The organism is Halorhabdus sp. SVX81, assembly GCF_029207715.1.
Taxonomy (GTDB): domain Archaea; phylum Halobacteriota; class Halobacteria; order Halobacteriales; family Haloarculaceae; genus Halorhabdus.
This window is the reverse complement of sequence record NZ_CP104322.1, coordinates 1,899,967-1,918,400: the sequence shown is the minus strand read 5'-3', so window position 1 is coordinate 1,918,400 and position 18,434 is coordinate 1,899,967. Positions and strand designations below refer to the sequence as shown.

15 protein-coding genes are annotated in these 18,434 nt (G+C 63.5%); 8 read left to right on the top strand and 7 right to left on the bottom strand.

Features of this window, described 5'->3' with window-relative positions:
* Positions 1 to 63: 63 nt before the first annotated feature.
* The 6 genes from secF (at position 64) to SVXhr_RS09480 (ending at position 6,080) form a co-directional block, all read left to right on the top strand.
* The gene (gene secF / locus SVXhr_RS09505) at positions 64 to 927 is read left to right on the top strand and encodes a protein translocase subunit SecF (RefSeq protein WP_275736972.1); all 864 of its coding nucleotides are present in this window, start codon (positions 64 to 66) and stop codon (positions 925 to 927) included.
* Positions 924 to 2,462 (top strand): preprotein translocase subunit SecD, encoded by a 1,539-nt coding sequence (locus SVXhr_RS09500; protein WP_275736971.1) that lies wholly within the window; start codon positions 924 to 926, stop codon positions 2,460 to 2,462. The genes secF and SVXhr_RS09500 overlap by 4 nt, the downstream gene beginning before the upstream one ends.
* A 43-nt stretch (positions 2,463 to 2,505) precedes the next feature.
* On the top strand, positions 2,506 to 2,673 hold the full coding sequence (locus SVXhr_RS09495) for a hypothetical protein (protein ID WP_275736970.1): 168 nt from the start codon (positions 2,506 to 2,508) through the stop codon (positions 2,671 to 2,673).
* A 76-nt stretch (positions 2,674 to 2,749) separates the two neighbouring features.
* Positions 2,750 to 4,009: a diaminopimelate decarboxylase gene (lysA, locus tag SVXhr_RS09490; RefSeq protein WP_275736969.1), complete on the top strand. Its 1,260-nt coding sequence runs from the start codon at positions 2,750 to 2,752 to the stop codon at positions 4,007 to 4,009.
* Positions 4,009 to 5,145, top strand: a complete 1,137-nt coding sequence (locus SVXhr_RS09485; protein ID WP_275736968.1) for a M20 family metallopeptidase — start codon at positions 4,009 to 4,011, stop codon at positions 5,143 to 5,145. Before lysA ends, SVXhr_RS09485 begins: the two co-directional genes overlap by 1 nt.
* Positions 5,146 to 5,168: 23 nt before the next feature.
* Entirely contained in the window at positions 5,169 to 6,080 is a 912-nt protein-coding gene (locus SVXhr_RS09480) for a glycosyltransferase (protein ID WP_275740918.1), read from the top strand.
* 139 nt (positions 6,081 to 6,219) lie between these two features.
* Here SVXhr_RS09480 and SVXhr_RS09475 read toward each other — a convergent pair whose 3' ends face one another.
* The 4 genes from SVXhr_RS09475 to SVXhr_RS09460 form a co-directional block, all read right to left on the bottom strand.
* Positions 6,220 to 6,477 carry a hypothetical protein gene (locus tag SVXhr_RS09475; RefSeq protein ID WP_275736967.1) on the bottom strand — a complete coding sequence of 86 codons (258 nt, stop codon included), beginning with the start codon at positions 6,475 to 6,477 and terminating at the stop codon, positions 6,220 to 6,222.
* A gap of 436 nt (positions 6,478 to 6,913) precedes the next feature.
* Positions 6,914 to 8,368 (bottom strand): proline--tRNA ligase, encoded by a 1,455-nt coding sequence (gene proS, locus SVXhr_RS09470; RefSeq protein WP_275736966.1) that lies wholly within the window; start codon positions 8,366 to 8,368, stop codon positions 6,914 to 6,916.
* Between the two features lie 64 nt (positions 8,369 to 8,432).
* Positions 8,433 to 9,251 (bottom strand): succinylglutamate desuccinylase/aspartoacylase family protein, encoded by an 819-nt coding sequence (locus tag SVXhr_RS09465; RefSeq protein WP_275736965.1) that lies wholly within the window; start codon positions 9,249 to 9,251, stop codon positions 8,433 to 8,435.
* Positions 9,252 to 9,324: 73 nt separating this feature from the next.
* Positions 9,325 to 9,813, bottom strand: a complete 489-nt coding sequence (locus SVXhr_RS09460; protein ID WP_275736964.1) for a hypothetical protein — start codon at positions 9,811 to 9,813, stop codon at positions 9,325 to 9,327.
* A 252-nt stretch (positions 9,814 to 10,065) separates the two neighbouring features.
* Between SVXhr_RS09460 and SVXhr_RS09455 the strand changes: the two genes are divergently transcribed.
* Positions 10,066 to 11,991 carry a beta-CASP ribonuclease aCPSF1 gene (locus SVXhr_RS09455; protein ID WP_275736963.1) on the top strand — a complete coding sequence of 642 codons (1,926 nt, stop codon included), beginning with the start codon at positions 10,066 to 10,068 and terminating at the stop codon, positions 11,989 to 11,991.
* A gap of 54 nt (positions 11,992 to 12,045) precedes the next feature.
* On the opposite strand, the gene SVXhr_RS09450 is transcribed toward SVXhr_RS09455, so the two are convergent.
* The 3 genes from SVXhr_RS09450 to SVXhr_RS09440 form a co-directional block, all read right to left on the bottom strand.
* On the bottom strand, positions 12,046 to 12,222 hold the full coding sequence (locus tag SVXhr_RS09450; protein ID WP_275736962.1) for an alpha/beta hydrolase: 177 nt from the start codon (positions 12,220 to 12,222) through the stop codon (positions 12,046 to 12,048).
* A gap of 44 nt (positions 12,223 to 12,266) precedes the next feature.
* Complete coding sequence (locus tag SVXhr_RS09445; RefSeq protein ID WP_275736961.1) at positions 12,267 to 13,613, bottom strand: transposase; 1,347 nt, start codon at positions 13,611 to 13,613, stop codon at positions 12,267 to 12,269.
* A gap of 462 nt (positions 13,614 to 14,075) precedes the next feature.
* Positions 14,076 to 15,557 carry a glycoside hydrolase family 43 protein gene (locus tag SVXhr_RS09440; protein ID WP_275736960.1) on the bottom strand — a complete coding sequence of 494 codons (1,482 nt, stop codon included), beginning with the start codon at positions 15,555 to 15,557 and terminating at the stop codon, positions 14,076 to 14,078.
* A 475-nt stretch (positions 15,558 to 16,032) separates the two neighbouring features.
* On the opposite strand from SVXhr_RS09440, the gene SVXhr_RS09435 reads away from it, so the two are divergent.
* Entirely contained in the window at positions 16,033 to 18,387 is a 2,355-nt protein-coding gene (locus SVXhr_RS09435; protein WP_275736959.1) for a glycoside hydrolase family 95 protein, read from the top strand.
* Positions 18,388 to 18,434: the final 47 nt, after the last annotated feature.

The window sequence follows — 18,434 nt, the reverse complement described above, 5'->3', positions numbered from 1 at the left end:
CGGCCGGTGTGACGCTACTGGCTTTTAGGAAGGCTTATTCAGGCCCGTGCCACACGCATGGTCATGGTAGAGTTCGAGGTACCGGAAGTCGATTATACGAAGTATTCCAACCGTCAGCTCGCAGCTGTCCCGCTGGCGGTGCTGGCGCTCGCGCTCGTCGTGTTGATCGGGGCGTGGGCGGCGACTGGGTCGCCAGTCGCACTCGGGATCGATTTCACCGGCGGGTCACAGATGACCGTCCAGACGGATATGCCGTCGTCCGACATTCAGACGAACTTCACACCCGAGCCTGAGTCTGTTCAGGGGCTCGTGCTCGAAGACAACGCCTACCGCCTCACGTTCGGTAGCGGGGCGAACATCACCGAGCTAAAGGGTCAAGCCACTTCGTCGGGGATGAACGTCACCTCGAGTGGGTCGACACCGGCGTCCTTTGGAGCTGACAGCATGCGGGTCGCCCTCTTCGGGATCGCCATTGCTTTCCTCGGCATGAGCGTTCTGGCGTTCGCACTCTTTCGGACGTTCGTCCCGAGTATCGCGATCGTCATTTCCGCGTTCTCCGACCTGGTGATTCCCCTTGCCGTGTTAAGCCTCTTCCAGGTCAAACTCTCGCTTGGCACGGTGGCCGGCCTCCTCATGCTGATCGGGTACAGCGTCGACTCGGATATTCTGTTGAACAACCACATCCTCCGACGGCGCGGGGAGTTCTACGAGAGTACGTACGCCGCGATGCAGACCGGTGTGACGATGACGCTGACCTCGATCGTGGCCATGGCCGTCATGGCCATTATGGCGACGCTGTTCGGCATCCAGATCATGGCTCAGATCGGCATCGTGCTCGTTTTGGGCCTGAGCGTCGACCTGATGAACACCTACATGCTCAACTTGAGTCTGCTTCGCTGGTATAAATTCCACGGGGTGAACAGATGAACGTTCGCGAGAACTGGCGGATCGTCCTGCTGGTCGTGTTCGTCCTCGGGAGTGCCGTTGCCCTGTTCGCTCCCGTCACCGGTGGCGCAGACGATGGCGGTATCACCAACCTCCAGTACGGGATTCAACTCGACGGCGGGACCAGCATTCAGGCCCCTGCCGTCGGGATCACGGCCGAGGACGTCAACGTCACCTTCGAGCGCGAGAACGCCCTCGCAGTGAACGTCACTGAGTCGCTGTCGGCTGATCCAGCTGATGTCAGGGTCTCAGCGGCGACGAAGACTGTGGAAGTCTTCACCAAAAACGTCACCCACGACCAACTACGTGACGCCCTCGTCGCCGAGGGCTACCAGCCCGGGACGGTTCGCGACGGCGTCACGCCCGAGACTCGCGAGCGCATGGTGAAGGTCATTCGAGACAAGATCAGTGAATCAGCGCTCAGTGGTGGCAGCGTCTCGAGACTCAACGCGATCGAGGGGAACCTCATCTCGATCACTGCGCCGGATCGCGATCGGGAGGAACTTCAGTCACTCCTCAACGAGCGCGGGATCGTCCGTGTCTACGCGGTTCATCCGGACGAAAACGGATCGTTCGTTCCGTCACAGGTACTGGGCCAGGACGAGTTCGGACGGATCGGGACAGCACAGGAACGGGAAGTGGCCGATGGAACAGAAGCTTTCGTCCCGGTGACGATCAACGATGACGTCGCCGAACGGTTCCAGCAGGAGATGACCGAGTACGGGTTCAACCAGGATCGCAACTGTGGCTACGATCGGTCGCAGATCACGAACGTTTCCGCGGTCGACGACTATTGCCTGGTTACGACACTCAACGGAGAAATCGTCTTCTCTGGCGGTGTGGATGGCGATCTCGGCAGGTCGTTCGCTTCGGGTGGGTTCGCCACCGATCCGTCGTTCAGAATGACCACCGGAGAGAACATGACCCAGGCGAAAGACCTCGAAATCAGCCTTCGAGCCGGCCGTCTCCCCGCACCCCTCGACTTCGGGAGCGAGAACGCGAACTATCAGGAACTTGAACCGGCGCTCGGCCAGCAGTTCCGGACTGACTCCCTGATCACGGGGATCATGGCCGTTCTGGCCGTCAGTGGGATGATCTTCCTCCGGTATCAGGACGTTCGCGTCGCGCTGCCGATGATCGTCACCGCGATGTCGGAGGTGTTCGTCCTCCTCGGCTTCGTCGCGCTCGTCCAGTATCCGTTGAATCTCTCTCACATCGCCGGGTTCATCGCGGTCATCGGGACCGGGGCCGACGACCTCATCATCATCGCCGACGAGATCCTTCAGCGCGAGGAGATCGCTACCGATCGGGTGTTCCAGAACCGGTTCCGGAAGGCGTTCTGGGTCATCGGGGCGGCCGCGGCGACCACGATCATCGCGATGAGCCCACTGACCGTGCTTGGCCTCGGTGATCTGAGTGGGTTCGCCATCATCACCATCGTCGGTGTGCTGATCGGGGTCCTGGTCACCCGGCCAGCGTACGGGAACTTCCTCCGTCGGCTCGTCCTCGACGAGTAACGAAGCCGGCGACCTTTTTCCGACGGGACACCTACGATGACTAATGACTGACGACGAGTCCTTCTACTGTGAGACCTGTGAGCAATCAGTCGTCCGCGAAGACGTGATCCGTACGGAGACGATGGGCGGACTCGATCCAACAAAGTGGCAGACGTTTTGCTGTCCGGACTGCGGGAACCGTCTGGAGACAGTGTTCGTCGGCGACGAATAGGCCTCCTGCTAGAACCTTCCCGCTGCCCTTTCAGGAAACGGAACGCTTGTTAGCCGCCGAACCCGTCCGCTAAGTAATGAGTCATTCGCCGCCCGTCCGTCGCCTCGCCGACTGGGATCACGAGCAGTTGCTCGATCTCGCTGCCGAGTACGAGACCCCACTGTACGTCCTTGAGACCGGACGCGTCCAGGCAAATTACCGCCGGTTCGACGCCGCGTTCCCGGATGCCGAGGTAATGTACGCCGCGAAGGCACACACCGGCCGGGCTGTCCTCTCTGCATTGCTCGACGTCGGTGCCGACATCGAGTGTGCTGCCCGCGGGGAGTTACAGCGGGCGATCGAGGCCGGCGCTGATCCCAACACGCTCCAGTACACGGCCGTCAACCCGCCCGCCGCGGACCTTGACTACGCTGTCGAACTCGCCGACGAGTACCCTGGGCTGACGATCACCGGCGGCGCTCGGGACACGTTTGACCGCCTCGAAGCGCGGGGGTACGACGGCCGCGTTGCCATCAGGATCAATCCCGGGATCGGGACCGGCCATCACGAGAAGGTCGCGACGGGCAAGGACGCGAAGTTTGGGATCCCGGCCGAGCGCGTCCCCGATCTCGCTGCCGATCTCCGGCAGCGATTCGATCTGGTTGGTCTGCACGCCCACGTCGGCAGCGGCGTCCTGACGGGCGAAGTCGACGAGCACGCCCGTGCGCTCGGCAAAGTTGCAGACCTCGCGCGGGAAGTCGGCGACGGCGACTTGGAGTTCGTCGACTTCGGCGGCGGGTTCGGCGTCCCGTATCGCGAGGACGAACCACCGCTCGACATCGAAGCCGTCGCCGAGACGGTCCGGGAGGCGGTGGGCGACCTCGACGCGACGATGAAGTTCGAACCCGGCCGGTACGTCGTCGCCGACGCCGAGTTGATCCTCACGAGGGTCAACACGGTCAAGGAAGCCCCCAAAACGACTGTCGTCGGCGTCGATGCCTCACTCGCGACGCTGATCCGGCCGGCGATGTTCGATTCCTACCATCCGATCCGGAACGTCTCTGCGCCGGATCGGGCGGACGAAGCAGTCTCCGTCGGCGGCCCCTGTTGTACCAGCGCGGACGTCTTCGCGACCGACCGGCCGATCGCTCGACCCGAACGCGAGGACATCCTCGCGATCGGCAACGCCGGTGCCTATGGCTACGAACTCGCGAACAATTTCCACTCCCAGCCCCGGCCAGCCGAGGTCGCGATCGAGGGCGACGGCGCACGCATTGTTCGTCGCCGGGAGACGATGGCCGACGTCACGCGAGTCGAGGACGAGACGGCCGGCGTGCCCGATGCGGAGCGTGAGTGATGGCGTTTGACATTCTGGATTTCCACGAGCAGGCAGTCCGGACTGAATCCCAGGAGTCGGTCGATGCGATGCAGACACTGCTCGTTGACGTACTCGAAGACGAGGGGGTGAGCGCCAATATTAACGAGGCTGGGAACGTTATCGCCCACCGGAGCGGCAGTGATGAGACTGACAACATCTCCCATCTCCTGCTCAACACCCACCTCGACACGGTTCCGCCACACGTCCCGTTCGAGCGCGACGGCGATATCGTCCGGGGACGAGGTGCCTGCGACGCGAAGGGGGCGCTGGCGGCGATGGTCGAGGCCTTCCTCCGCGCCGAAATCGGCGACGGGCGCGTGACGCTGGCGATCACGCCCGACGAGGAGACAACCCAGACCGGCGCGGCCCACCTCGTCGAAACGCTCGATGCCGACCTCGACGCGGCGATCGTCGGCGAGCCGACGGACCTGGACATCTGTTATGCCGCTCGCGGACAGTTCGAGGGCCAGATCACTCTCACCGGCGAGAGCGCCCACGCCAGCGATCCAAGCGACGGAACCAATGCCGTTCGAGCGATCGGCCCGACTATCGAGGCGATGGATCGCTACGACGACGCACGCGGGACAGCCGCTCACGACACACTTGGATCGCCGACATTGACGCCGACGATGGTTGAGGGTGGCGAGGCCCCGAACCAGATCCCGGCCGAGGTGACGCTCACCTTCGACCGCCGAAGCGTCCCACCCGAGCGCAGCGAGGAATTCCCCGCCTCCTTGGAGGCTCACCTTCGGAACTTGCTTCCCGCTGAGATCGGCGTCGACGTCTCCCTCGTTCGGCCGGACACGCCGTTCCCTGAGGCGTTCGAGACGAACCCGGACGCTCAAATCGTCGAGGTGCTGCGGGCCGCAAGCGGCGGGAACGTGCGCCCCTTCGGCGCGGCGACGGAGGCTGCCCAGTTTGCCAAACTCGCCCCGACGGTTGTCTTCGGTCCGGGCGTGCTGGCTGACGACGAGGGGCCGGTCGCTCACTCACCACGGGAGTACGTCGACCGGCAGGACGTTCTGCGGGCGGCGGACGTGCTAGTCGAGACGATCGAGACCATGCTGGCGGAGGGTGATCAACCGGCAGAGCGTGACGCTTCCAGTAGCTTCTGACAGGAGGCCGCCGTTTGTCGACCGTGGAGCGACCGCCAGTTTCGGTCCTGCTGCCGACGACGACCTGGACGCCAGCCTGCCGGCAGGTGGCCGAGCAACTTCGCGGCGACGACGAACTCCTGGTTCTCCCCGATCACGAGAGCGATCCAGTTGCAAAGCAAACAGGCCTCCCTCCGTCAGTGTCGGTGATCCCCGCAGGCGACCCCGATGGCTGCTCGGGCAAGGCCAACGCGATCGATGTCGGCATGGAACGAGCCCGCCACGATCGGCTCGTCTGGACGGACGACGACTTCGACCATCCGCCGGACTGGCTGGACCAACTCTCGGCCGATTACGATCGCCACGGCCCGGTCTCGGAGGTCCCCTTCTTCCGCGGGGAAGATCCACTGGCGATCCTGCTCGAACCCACCAACGTCTTTGGCGGCACACTAACGACATGGGCGGCCGATATCCCCTGGGGTGGGAGCGTGATCTTCGAGCGTGGTGATCTCGAAGTCGACGCCTTCCGGGCGGACCTGACCCGGACGATTAGCGACGATGGAACGCTGGACGAGCATCTGGACGTGACCTCGATACGACGGGTTCATGAGGTTTCGGCCGGCGGCACGATCGATGAGTCTCTCGAACGGTTCGTCCGATTCATCAAAATCGTCCGGTTCCACGGCCCGGGTATCACTGTGTTCAACGCCCTCGCATTGCTTGCCCTCACCGCGCTCCTCGTCCTGTATCCGGTACTCACGACCGTCGGAGTGACACTGTCCTATGGCCTCGTCTACGCGGCTTTCGGCATCCGCCGGTGGACGTTCCTGCTCGCGGTACCGGCGACGGTGGTGAATCTCCCGCTGTTCGCGTACGCACTGGCTCGTCACACCTTCGTCTGGGGCGGGCGGCGCTATCGCTGGCGAAGCATGTTCGATGTCGAGGTCGTCGAGTGACCATCGATTTGGATGGGCGTGACCAGGATGTCATAGAACGGTTCACAGGGTGTTGTTTTCAGGACGGATAGAAGTGGATATCTTTTCAGTGCGGTGCTAATTTATGATTTGGCCTACTAAATTCAGAAGGGGTTTTGATTTAATCAGAGATCGGTTCTCCTTGACCGCTGTCCTGTATTGAGCTGAGACTTTGGATGAGGATACTTCCGAGAAAATACAGGGTTGCTCCGATAAAAATCAATAGAGCAATATCATATCCAAGACCGAGGGCTGGATGATTGTAGGCAACACGGTTGTCATCCATTCGTGCAACAAACATCATTGGATACAGCGAAATCGGAATCAGCAACACAGCAATGCCGCGTCGAATCGTCCGTTGGAGGGCAGTTCGCTCCATGTTGAGAACTCTTCCCTGTATTTCTGAAGTATTTTGTCATTTCTACCGATGCAAGGGTATTTTCTTCTCTTATACTGAGCGGGTCGGAGAAGTGAAACAGGCGGGGGCTCCCTGTCGCCCTCTGGGATTGACGGCTGGTCGCGGTAACACTGTTTTTGCAGGGTGGAATGAATAGCGCGTGTGGATTAGCATCCGCGGGAACGGAGTGAGCGCGGTTCACCGACGGCGAGACCGGCGGTCGAGCCGTCGGCTTTTTTCACCGCCGGGAGAGCAAGCTCTCCCGAGCCCACACTCACTGCGTTCGCGTGGACCATGTTTTTCGAGGAGTGGGTTGCGGGCCCATGGGCCCGCAACCGAATGCCGTGGCGACGAAGTCGCCACGCGGTTCCCACAGCGAGCGAAGCGAGCGAGGAAACCCGACGATGAAAAAGATGGTCTAGTATGTTTTGGCGAAGTAGGCCGTCTCCTCGGCTTCCTCCCCGCAGATGGCGCACTCGTCGTGGATCGGTTCCTCGTCGCGATCTTTGGGCACCATCACGATCTCGGCGGCGATGGCGTCCTTGATGGGTTCCTCGCAGTCCTCGTCGCCACACCAGCCACACTTGACGTAGCCGCCGTGCTGGCCGATGGTGCCGAGGATCTCCTCGCGCGATTCGGCCTCGCGGATTTCCCCTTCCAGGGTCTCCTCGGCGCTGGCGTACAGTTTCGCGAAGATCGTGTCCAGGTGGTCCTCGACGGTCTCGGCGACGCCATCCCGATCAACCGTGATTTCCTCGCCGTCGGGGCGATGGACGAGCGTGAGTTCGTCGTCTTCGACCTCGTAGGAGCCGATCTCGATCCGGAGCGGGACGCCGTTGAGCTCGTGTTCGTTGTACTTGAACCCGGGATTGCGGTGATCGCGGTCGTCGAGTTCGACCCGGACACCCGCTTCCTTGAGATCGGCCTCGACGTCCTCGGCGTATGCGAGGACGTCGTCCTTGCTGTCCTCGTCCCAGATCGGGACGATGGCGACCTGCGTCTCGGCGAGCGTCGGCGGCAGGACCAGCCCCTGGTCGTCGCTGTGGGTCATGAACAGCGCGCCCAGGGCCCGCCAGGACAGCCCCCAGGAGGTCGTGTGGGCGGTCTTCACTTCCTCGTCCTCGTCGACGTAGGTCACGTCGTAGGCTTCCGCGAAGGAGGTCCCGAGATAGTGGGAGGTCCCGCCCTGGACTGACTTGCCGTCGGGCATGAGCGCCTCGACGGTCGTCGTCGTGTGCGCGCCCGGGAACTTGTCGTGGTCGGGCTTGCGCCCCGAAAGCACCGGCATCGCCAGGACGTCCTCGTAGAGGCGTTTGTACTGCCCCAGGCGAGTTTCCATCTCCTCGACGGCGTCTTCCTCGTCGTGGTGGGCGGTGTGGCCTTCCTGCCAGAGGAACTCTTTCGTGCGGAAGAACGGCTTGGTCTCGGTGGCCTCCCACCGGACGACGCTACACCACTGGTTGACGCGGATCGGGAGGTCCCGGTGTGAGCGGGTCCATTGGGCGAGGAAGGGCGTGATGATGCTCTCGCTGGTGGGCCGAACCGCGAGTTGCTCTTCGAGTTCGTCGTAGCCACCCTTCGTGACCCACGCCACCTCGGGGTCAAAGCCTTCGACGATGTCCTTCTCCTTTTCGAGGTAGCTCTCGGGGATGAACATCGGGAAGTAGGCGTTCTGGACGCCCGTCTGCTTGAACCAGCTATCGAGATGATTCTTCAGGCGCTCCCAGATGGCGTACCCGCGGGGTCGGGTCACGATGAACCCGCCCATCGGGGCGTAGTCGGCCAGGCCGGCCTTCTGGACCAGTTCGGCGTACCACTCGCCGGTCGCGTGTTCCTTGCTCTCGGTGATCCCGAGCTCTTGCTCGCCGCTCATACTCGTGTGTCCACGAGGCGGGGCTTAAACCCGCCGTGTTCGACCCGCCATGTGCCGGCGTCGATCAGTCGGCGGTCAGTGTCGCAGTCCCGTCCTCGGTCGTCTGGAGCGTCCCCGCGAACGATCCGGTGTAGCCGAAGATGTTCTCGTAGCCGTAGGCCGAGAACAGAACGGGATAGAATCCCTCTTGGGCGGTGAGCCCCTCGCCGTCGGCGGCCGCGTAGGTCTCGCCGGCGTCGACGTGGGTGAAGTTCTCGGCGAATACCTCGTATTCGTCTGCGGGCGGCTTCTCGACGGGTTCCCCGAGGTCGTAGACTGAGAGGTCAGTCGAAACGGTGTATCCGGGCAGCGCGCCGGTCGCTGTCAGGAACTCCAGGGCGATCCGGTAGGCGTTCTCGGCGGCTTCGACCGATCGCTGGTATCCTGTCTCGACCTCGATGATGGTCGCGTCGGTCGCGAACAGCCGCCCCTCGACATCGAGCCCCGTCCGAACCAGCGCGGCGACCGACAGCTGGGGAACGATCGCCCGCGTCGCGTCGTCGAGCCCAGGACTGATCGCGAAGGGTCTGGCAGAGGACTGCGTCGAGTGCAGCGACAGCACTGTACACCCCTGGACTGCATCGGCGAGTTGCCGCGCGAGCTCCCGTTCGTGGGCGTCCTCTGGCACGTTCTCATCGAAGGCCCGGTTGAGGTCGGCGTCGAGATACCGTTCGCCGGCTTCGAGGGCCTTCTCGTTGGCGACGATCAACTTCACCGGTCGCTCGACGTTCGTTCCGTCCGTGAGTAGACGCTCGATCGCCTCGACGCCACCGGGTTCGTCGCCGTGGATCGCCGCCACGATCGCCAGTTCCGGCTCGCCGTTTCCGAGCTGCTCGACGCGCATGTCCAACAGTTCAGTATCGACCCTCAAGAGCGCGTCGGGTCCGATCGCCGCCGTTCCCTGTCCCGACCGTCCCTCACTCGGGATCGATACCGAACGGGCTCTCCGTGGCGGTCCACTCCCACCCGGGCAGGCGAGTCTGGAATCCGGCCGCAAGCGCGGCGTCGAGGTCGTCGAGCCCAGCGTTGTCCTCGTCACTGCCGTGGGTCCGGATATCTGCGTAGTGGAAGGTTGCTTCCGCGAGGCTTGCACGCGGCTGCTCGCCGGCGATCGTGGCAGCGAGTTCACGGCCGAGTAGTTCGTCGACGACGAACCCCGGATAGTCGCCCTCGACGTCGAGATCGCGCAGAAGACCCACCAGTGCGGCGACGTTGACCGCTCGATCGCCAACGGCAAAGACTGCTGTTACGGCCTCGTGGTACTGCTCGGGCGTCACTGGGTCGACGGCCGTCTCGAAGACCTCTCCCAGATTCTCCCGGAGGCGATTGATCAGTGGTACCACGACCGTTGCTCGATCGTCCACCCACGTCCGTTCGGATTCAACCCGGGCCGGCGTCAGTTCCATGGCTGTGTTTCGTGGGGCGAAACCCCTCAACGTTTCCGAAGCTTTTTATTAACCGAGGGGAATAGCCAGGTACGGATATCGGTTTTCCGGCTTCCACTCGACAGTACTACGGGACCGGACCGATGTGGATGAATCACTGTCGTACCATGACATTACTAATCAGTCGTCGTCGTTCCCACCGGCTTGGTTTCCGCCCGTCTGTTTCGAGCAGCGGGGACCGCCTTCGGGAGACGACGGGGGCATCTTGCAGCTATGAGTAACGTAGATCAGCAACTCGAGGATACGAAAGAGACGATTGTTAGCGAAGTACCCAACGACATTTCGATCACGGATGTCACCTACGAGGGGCCGGAACTGGTCATTTACACGCGCGATCCCAAGTCCTTCGCGGAGAACGGCGACCTCGTTCGTCGGCTTGCGTCGAAACTCCGCAAGCGGATCACCGTCCGCCCGGACACGGACGTGCTCTCCCCGCCCAGGGAGGCGCGTGACGAGGTCCTGTCGGTCATCCCTGATGAGGCCAGCGTCACGGATCTGGATTTCCACGAAGATACTGGCGAGGTCGTCATCGAGGCCGAGAAGCCGGGGATGGTAATCGGCCGCCACGGCTCGACGCTCCGGGAGATCACCCAGAAAGTTGGGTGGACGCCGGAGGTCGTCCGAACGCCGCCGATCGAGTCATCGACAGTCAGCAACGTCCGGAACTTCCTCAAGCAGGAACGCGACGACCGCCGGGACATCCTTGAACGCGTCGGTCGCCAGATCCACCGCGAGGAGATGTCCGACGACGAGTGGGTTCGAATCACGACGCTTGGCTGCTGTCGGGAAGTCGGCCGCGCGTCGTTCATCCTTTCGACGCCCGAAACCCGGGTTCTCATCGACGCCGGTGACAAACCGGGCGCGGAAGACGAGTATCCCTATCTGCAGGTACCCGAGGCTCTCGGCGTCGGCGCGAGTTCGATCGACGCCGTCGTGCTCACCCACGCCCACCTCGATCACTCGGCGCTCATTCCGCTCCTGTTCAAGTACGGTTACGACGGCCCGATCTACACGACAGAGCCGACGCGTGACCTGATGGGGCTGCTCACACTCGACTATCTCGACGTCGCAGCCAAGGAAGGCCGCGCCCCGCCCTACGACTCCGAGATGGTCCGGGAGGCGATCAAACACACCATCCCGATCGAGTACGGCGACGTGACCGACATCTCGCCGGACATCAAGCTCACGTTGCACAACGCCGGCCACATCCTTGGGTCGGCGATCTCGCACTTCCACATCGGCGATGGCCTGTACAACGTCGCCTTCTCGGGGGACATCCACTACGACGACACGCGGCTGTTCAACGGCGCAGTCAACGAGTTCCCCCGGGTCGAGACGCTCGTTCTGGAGTCGACCTACGGTGGCCGCAACGACTACCAGACCGACCAGGCGGACTCCGAACAGAGGCTCAAGGAGATCATCCGGGAGACCTACGAGCGCGACGGCTCGGTCCTGATCCCCGCCTTCGCGGTGGGGCGCTCCCAGGAACTCATGCTCGTCCTCGAAGAGGCGATGCGTGAGGGTGATATCCCGGAGATGCCGGTCCATCTCGACGGGATGATGTGGGAGGCGACGGCCATCCACACGACCTATCCCGAGTATCTCCGGGACGACCTGCGGGATCGGATCTTCCACGAGGACGAGAACCCCTTCCTCGCCGACCAGTTCAACCACATCGACGGCGGCGAGGAGGAACGCCAGGAGGTCACCGACGGCGAACCGGCGATCGTCCTCTCGACGTCGGGGATGGTCACCGGCGGCCCGATCATGTCCTGGCTCGAACACTTCGGTCCCGATCCGGACTCGACGCTCACCTTCGTCGGCTACCAGGCCCAGGGGACCCTCGGGCGGCGGATCCAGAACGGCTGGGACGAGATCCCGCTTGGCAACGGTAACGGTCGCGGTCGGGGCAACACGCTCTCCCTGGAGATGAACGTCGAGACCGTCGACGGGTTCTCGGGCCACGCCGACCGCCAGGGCTTAGAGAACTTCGTGAAGACGATGAACCCCCGTCCGGAGAAAGTGCTCTGTGTCCACGGCGACGAATCCTCGGTCCAGGACCTCTCATCGGCGCTCTATCACGAGTACAACATGCGGACGTTCGCGCCGAAGAACCTCGAAACCTTCCGGTTCGTCTGATCGCCGTTTGTCCGTGTTCTCCCGGTCGATTCGATATTCGACGCCACGAGGCCGCTACGGATCGACCTGTCGGAGGAACGTCCGGATCTCCGTGAGTGCGGCGTCGAACCTGTCACGGATCACGTAGTGGCCTGCCTCCGGGATGTGGAGCAATCGACCGGACTGGAGGCTTTCGGCCGCGTCGAGGTCGGCCGCCCGTACCTCGATATCTCTGTCGGACCGCAATGACATCCTCCGCGCCGTAAACAGCGCGGTTTCCTCCGTGGGAGTCTCGGCTATGCCGATTCCCCGGACGCAACATTCCCGTTGTGGTGGACAGTACTTGGGTCTGTGCGCTGTTCTTTGGGACTTTCGTGAGAGTGTGGTGACTCCGACCATTCGTGGTCGTCCCACTCGAACCGCACGGGCCGTGCCATCGGCCTGACTGCTTGTTCTGTGTGCCGCTTCAGGAACGTTTCTGACGCCGTGAGGTCGGCGTGCCCCTCGAACCCACACGGACAGGTGAGTGTATCCTGATGCCGTGTCGTTCGGTCTGTACCGCCGCACTGCGGGCACTCTTGGCTGGTCCACGCCTCTGACCGCACTTCGACCGAGATGCCGTATTCTTCAGCGGTACACGCCAGTCGTTCGGTGAATTGCTTGAACGCCCAGAAGTTGTGTGTCTTGGCGTTCACCCTGACCGACCAGTGCGTCTCCAGCACGTCGGTCAAGCCACCGATATACACTGTGTCCACGCCCTCGGCGTACAGCCGTTCCAGTAGGTCACGACACAGTGCTTCTTGGGCGTGGTCGCGGCGACGAGTCCGTTTCCGGTACAACCGCCGGATACGCTTGCTACTGTACCTGCCTTCTTCGAGTTTCGACTGCAACCGGGCGATTTCTCGCGTCGTCTCACGGAATCGCTGGAACAACTCCCGGCCTTCGTACAGATATTGCTCGCCGGTCGTGGTGGTACAAGCGACGAGATTGTTTGCACCAATATCCAGAGCGGCCGTCTCGTCGGCCAGTGGAGTCGCCCGTGCATCGTCAGAAACAGTCACGGGCTGCGAAGCTCGGAAGGTGCTGTCTGTCTCGTCGTACCACAGTTCTAGTCGGCCTTGGTCTTCGTAGTCAGGCCAGTTCGGGTCGCCAACGATTTCGAGCCGGAGACGACTTTTCGGGCTGTTGTGCCTATCACGGAGTTGTTTTCCGACGACCATCTCAAGCCGCGAGCGGTCGCCCCATTCGACGGTGTATGCGTCCTTTCGGACGATACCTTTGAGAACACGTCCGTCGTCCTCGTTACCCCGGAAGCCCGGCGGTTCCGGGTGTTCCGTGACCGACGTGTTCGACTCGTCGTGGTACGCTTTCTTGTTCTCGAAGAACCCGCGCCACGCTTCGGTGTTTGCTCGCCGGACAGTCTGGGCGGTGGACGCGCCGAGAACGCCTTTGTATTTACCTTCGAGAGCGCCGGTATCGGCGTCCCATACGTCGCCCTCGAAGCCGTCCTCGCCGTTGTAGCGCATGAGGCGCTGGTAGTTAATCTCGTTCCAGAGAGCGGCGGAAGCGTCCAACAGGTCGCGTAGCACCTGCTCACCATCGTCGGTGAGCGGTCGCACGGCGAACGTGTTGGTGCGCTTCATCCAAAGTATAATTAGTCCCAATATCTAATAAGTCCACCGATGAGGCCAAACATCGACATTGACTGGGCAATCCACGGACGAATCAAAGACTACACAGAAGCGAACGACTTGAACCTCTCGGAAGCCTATGCAAAAGTGTTAGAAGCTGGTCTGGAAGCGTTGGAGACGCAAGACCAGCAGTGACGTGGCGGTTTCTTACCGGAGCTTACGCGATTCACGCCCGCCCTGTTCGCTCCTCGGTTCCGACTAAGCGTCGGAACGCTCGTCACTCACGGGAAGGGCGGGATTCTCTCGCTGAATCAAGATAGTACTGGAGGTCGATCCCGTTCGCCGAGACGGTTCCGTGCGTCCACTCCGCGGGGAGGTCCATGCTGCATACGCTTTTCACCCACGCAAAAAGTAGTACCCATCACGTCGGCGGACGGCGTTCGGCACCGACCGAAACGGTCGGTTTCCCGGCGCTCAGGATTCGTAGACGAACCGCTCGACCACTGCATTCGACTCGCAGGTCCGCCCGCGGCCGGTCGCGTACGGCCCGATCATGACGCCGGTGAAGCCGTCCGCGACCTCCGTCGCGAGATAGCGCGTCGATGCGGTCGCCACCTCTTCACCGTCCACGAGGAAGCGATACGTCTGCGTGTCAGCCTCGACGGCGAGGTCGGTCGTCGATCCGACTGGCGCGCGGCCGACCACTTCTGTCGCGTCACCGATCCGGAGGCGCACGACGGCTTCCCGGCGGCCGTCCTGCTGGGTCACCCCGACCTGGTAGTGGTGGTCCTCGTTCATCACGAGGGCGAGGCCGGCCTCCTCGTCCTCGTCGGGATCGAAGGCGAGCGTCGCTTCGGCGGAACAGTCGAAGGCGGTCTGTCGGCGACCGACGAACGTGGCCCCGGGTTCGTCCAGGGTCTCCGGGCCGCCGTGGAGGGTGAGTCCGTCCGGCCCCGTCTCGTAGCGCTCGCGGTCGGGATTGCGGCGGAACTCCCACTCCACGCCGAGGCCGTCAGCGAACGTCGTGTCGGTGCGATCGACCGACGTCACATCGTCTCGGGGCTCGCCTGGGAGCGGGGCATCCATCTCGGTCGTGACCGGCTCGCCGCCGTTGACGACCGGCCAGCCGTCCTCCCAGGAGACGGGCGCGAGGAAGGTCTCGCGGCCGAGGTGGTGAAAGCGCGGCCACATGCTGTGCTGGCGGATGCCCAGAAAGACGAGCCACCACTGCCCGTTTCCGTCGACGGTGAGGTCGGCGTGGCCAGTCGCGCGGATTTCGTCACGCGGGCGTCCCCAGTGCGTGAGAACCGGGTTGTCGGGACAGCCCTCGTAGGGACCGGCCGGGTCGTCGGCGCGCGCCGCGACGACCATGTGACCCGCGTGGGTGCCACCCTCGGCGACGAGCAGGTAGTAGGTGCCGTCGCGTTCGATGACGTGCGGGGCCTCGGCGTAGGGATCGCGGAACCCCTCCCAGACGGGGTAGGGCTCGCCGAGTTCGCCCGTCTCCAGGTCGAGTTCGGCCTGCTTGATGGGTGCGTCGGGGTCGTCGGCGTGGTAGGTGAAGTAGCAGGTGCCGTCGTCGAAGAAGAGGTCCGGGTCGATGCCCGGCGCGTCGACCCACGTCGGGTCTGACCACTCGCCGGCCGGATCGTCGGCGGTGACGAAGAAGTGACCGCCGTTGGTGACGTTCGTGGTCACCATGTAGAAGGTGCCGTCGTGGTGGCGCAGCGTCGGCGCAAAGATCCCCATCGAGGAGCGGGCACCCTCCAGGGGCAGTTGGTCGTCGCGGGTGAGTGCGTGCCCGATCGGTTCCCAGTCGGTCAGGTTCTGGCTGCGGTACAACGGGACGCCGGGGAAGTACTCGAAGGAACTGGTCGCGAGGTAAAAGGTATCTTCGACCCGGCAGATCGTCGGGTCGGGGTGAAAGCCCGGGATGATTGGGTTGTCGTACTGCATGTCTTTGCAGTCTCGAAGGCAAATATTAGTCCTGTTGGTGTGGTGGCGGTGTTCAGATAAGAGATCTAAACTGGAGACAATGCACCGAAAGCCCTCGCGGGGCTCGACCGCTCCGGGACTCTCACGGCTCACTCCTTTCGCCGTTCGAGCGAACGTGGCCTCGCTCCGCTCGGCCACGCACTCGCTGCGCTCCGTCGGTGCTTGCATCGTCCAGGAGGGTTCGAGCCCCGCTCGCCCTTTCATCCACCAGGCACGTAGACGGTCTCACAATCAGACTCCTGGCGGATGAAAGGGCGAGTGCAGTTCCGGGAACCCCGGCGACGTAAGGACCGCAACGCCGTGAGGGCCGCAACGAGCCGCGGGACCGGAACTGCACGAGGGCTTTCGGTGTCTGCACTCCAGCAGTCGGTGCTTATGTGAACACTACCGTCGTCGCTCCATGCGGTTTTAAGTGATTTCTCACGCTTGGCGAACCATGACTCTCGACTTCGATCCGCGGACCACCACGTGGTACGACGAACCGGCGTCGGCGTGGCTCGAAGCATTACCGATCGGGAACGGCCGCCTCGGCGCGATGGTCTTCGGCCGCCCCGGGTGTGAGCGGGTGCAGTTCAACGCCGACACGCTCTGGGCGGGTGGCCACGAGGATAGAACCAATCCCGACGCTCGAGAACATGTCGAGGAAGTCCGCCGACTCATCTTCGACGGCGAGGTCGAGCGCGCACAGGCCCTCGCCGACGAGAAACTGATGGGCGACCCCATCCGCCTGCGTCCCTACCAGACGTTCGGTGACCTCTCCATCGACGTTGGCCACGACGCCGTCACCGACTACCGGCGTGAACTCGACCTCTCGGCCGGCGTGGCGCGCGTCCGCTACGACCACGAGGGGACAACTCATGTCCGGGAGTACTTCGCCTCGGCCCCGGACGATGCGATCGTGATTCGGCTGACGGCGGAGGAACCCGGGGCCGTCACTGCGACGGTCGGACTCGACCGAGAGCAGGACGCCGACGACAGTGTTCGCGACGGGACGCTTCAACTCCGGGGACGAGTCGTCGACGAACCGGAGGACGACCGCGGCGCTGGCGGCGAGGGGATATCCTTCGAGGCTCGCGCCAGCGTGACCGCCGACGGCGGGGACGTACAGCGAGTGACCGGCGCGGACGCGCCGGCGGGGTCGGGCGTCGGGCTCGCGGTCGAAGATGCCGACGCAGCAACGATCGCGCTGACCGGGTTCACCGGCCACGAAACGGAGAATCCGGGCGAAGCATGCGAGGCGGTGCTGGATGCGGTAGCGGACCAGCATTCCGACGACTTGCGAGCGACTCACGTCGCCGACCACCGGGAGCTCTTCGATCGCGTGGAACTGGATCTGGGCGAGCCCCTCGACCGGCCGACCGACGAGCGCCTCGATCGCGTGGCTGCGGGCGAGTCAGATCCTCACCTTACGGCGCTGTACGCCCAGTTCGGCCGCTATCTCCTAATCGCGAGTTCCCGGCCCGGGACCGAACCCGCCAACCTCCAGGGGGTCTGGAACGAGGAGTTCGAGCCCCCGTGGAACAGCGGTTACACGCTAAATATCAACCTCGAAATGAACTACTGGCCGGCCCTGCAGACGAACCTCGCGGAGTGTGCGACCCCGCTATACGACTTCGTCGATGACCTCCGGGGGCCTGGCCGAGGCGTCGCCGAGGCTCACTACGACTGTGCGGGCTTCACCGTCCACCACAACTCGGATCTCTGGCGGAACGCCGCGCCCGTCGACGGCGCTCACTGGGGGCTCTGGCCGATGGGCGCGGCGTGGCTCTCACGGCTGGTGTTCGACCACTACGCCTTCACTCGAGATGAGGAATTCCTCCGCGAGATGGCGTACCCGATCTTGCGGGAGGCGGCAACGTTCGTGGCCGATTTTCTCGTCGAGCACCCTGCGGAAGAAGAGGAGAAAGCGAAGTGGCTGGTGACCGCCCCTTCGAACTCGCCGGAGAACGCCTACGTGACTGATGACGGTCAGGAAGCGACGGTCACCTACGCGCCGACGATGGACGTGCAGTTGACTCGGGACCTCTTCGAGCACACTATCGCCGCCGCGGAGATTCTCAAGGTCGAAGACGCCTTCCACGACGATCTGCGGGCCGCCCTCGATCGGCTCCCGCCGATGCAGGTCGGTGCACACGGCCAGTTACAGGAGTGGATCAAGGACTATGACGAGGCCGACCCGGGGCATCGCCACATTTCGCACCTGTACGGCGCACATCCGAGCGACCAGATCACGCCCCGAGAGACCCCCGCACTCGCGGACGCTGTCGAAACCACGCTCGACCGCCGTCTCGAACACGGTGGCGGCCACACCGGCTGGAGCGCCGCGTGGCTGGTCAACCAGTTCGCCAGACTGGAGGACGGTGAACGCGCTCACAGCTGGGTCAGAACTCTACTCACCGACTCGACGGCCCCGAACCTCTTCGATCTCCATCCGCCGTTCCAGATCGACGGGAACTTCGGCGCGACGGCCGGCATCACCGAGATGTTACTGGGGAGCCACGCCGGCGAGATCCGCCTCCTGCCCGCACTGCCCGACGCCTGGGCCGAGGGAACGGTCTCGGGGCTCCGGGCTCGCGGTGATTTCGAGGTGGATCTCACGTGGTCGGCTGGGCGACTGGATCGGGCGACAATCAGGTCGGGCTCCGGCGAGCGCTGTCGGGTGCGGGCGACCCCGTCGGTTCGCGTCGTTGCGGCGGATGGCACGCCGGTCGATGCAGAACGCGACGATGGCACCGTCACTTTCGAGACGACGCCGGGCGAGTGCTATCGCGTGACTCCTGTCACGAAGTGATCCTGCGGCGGGTTGGCGTCGCCGACATCAAGGCTTATTCCGCACTG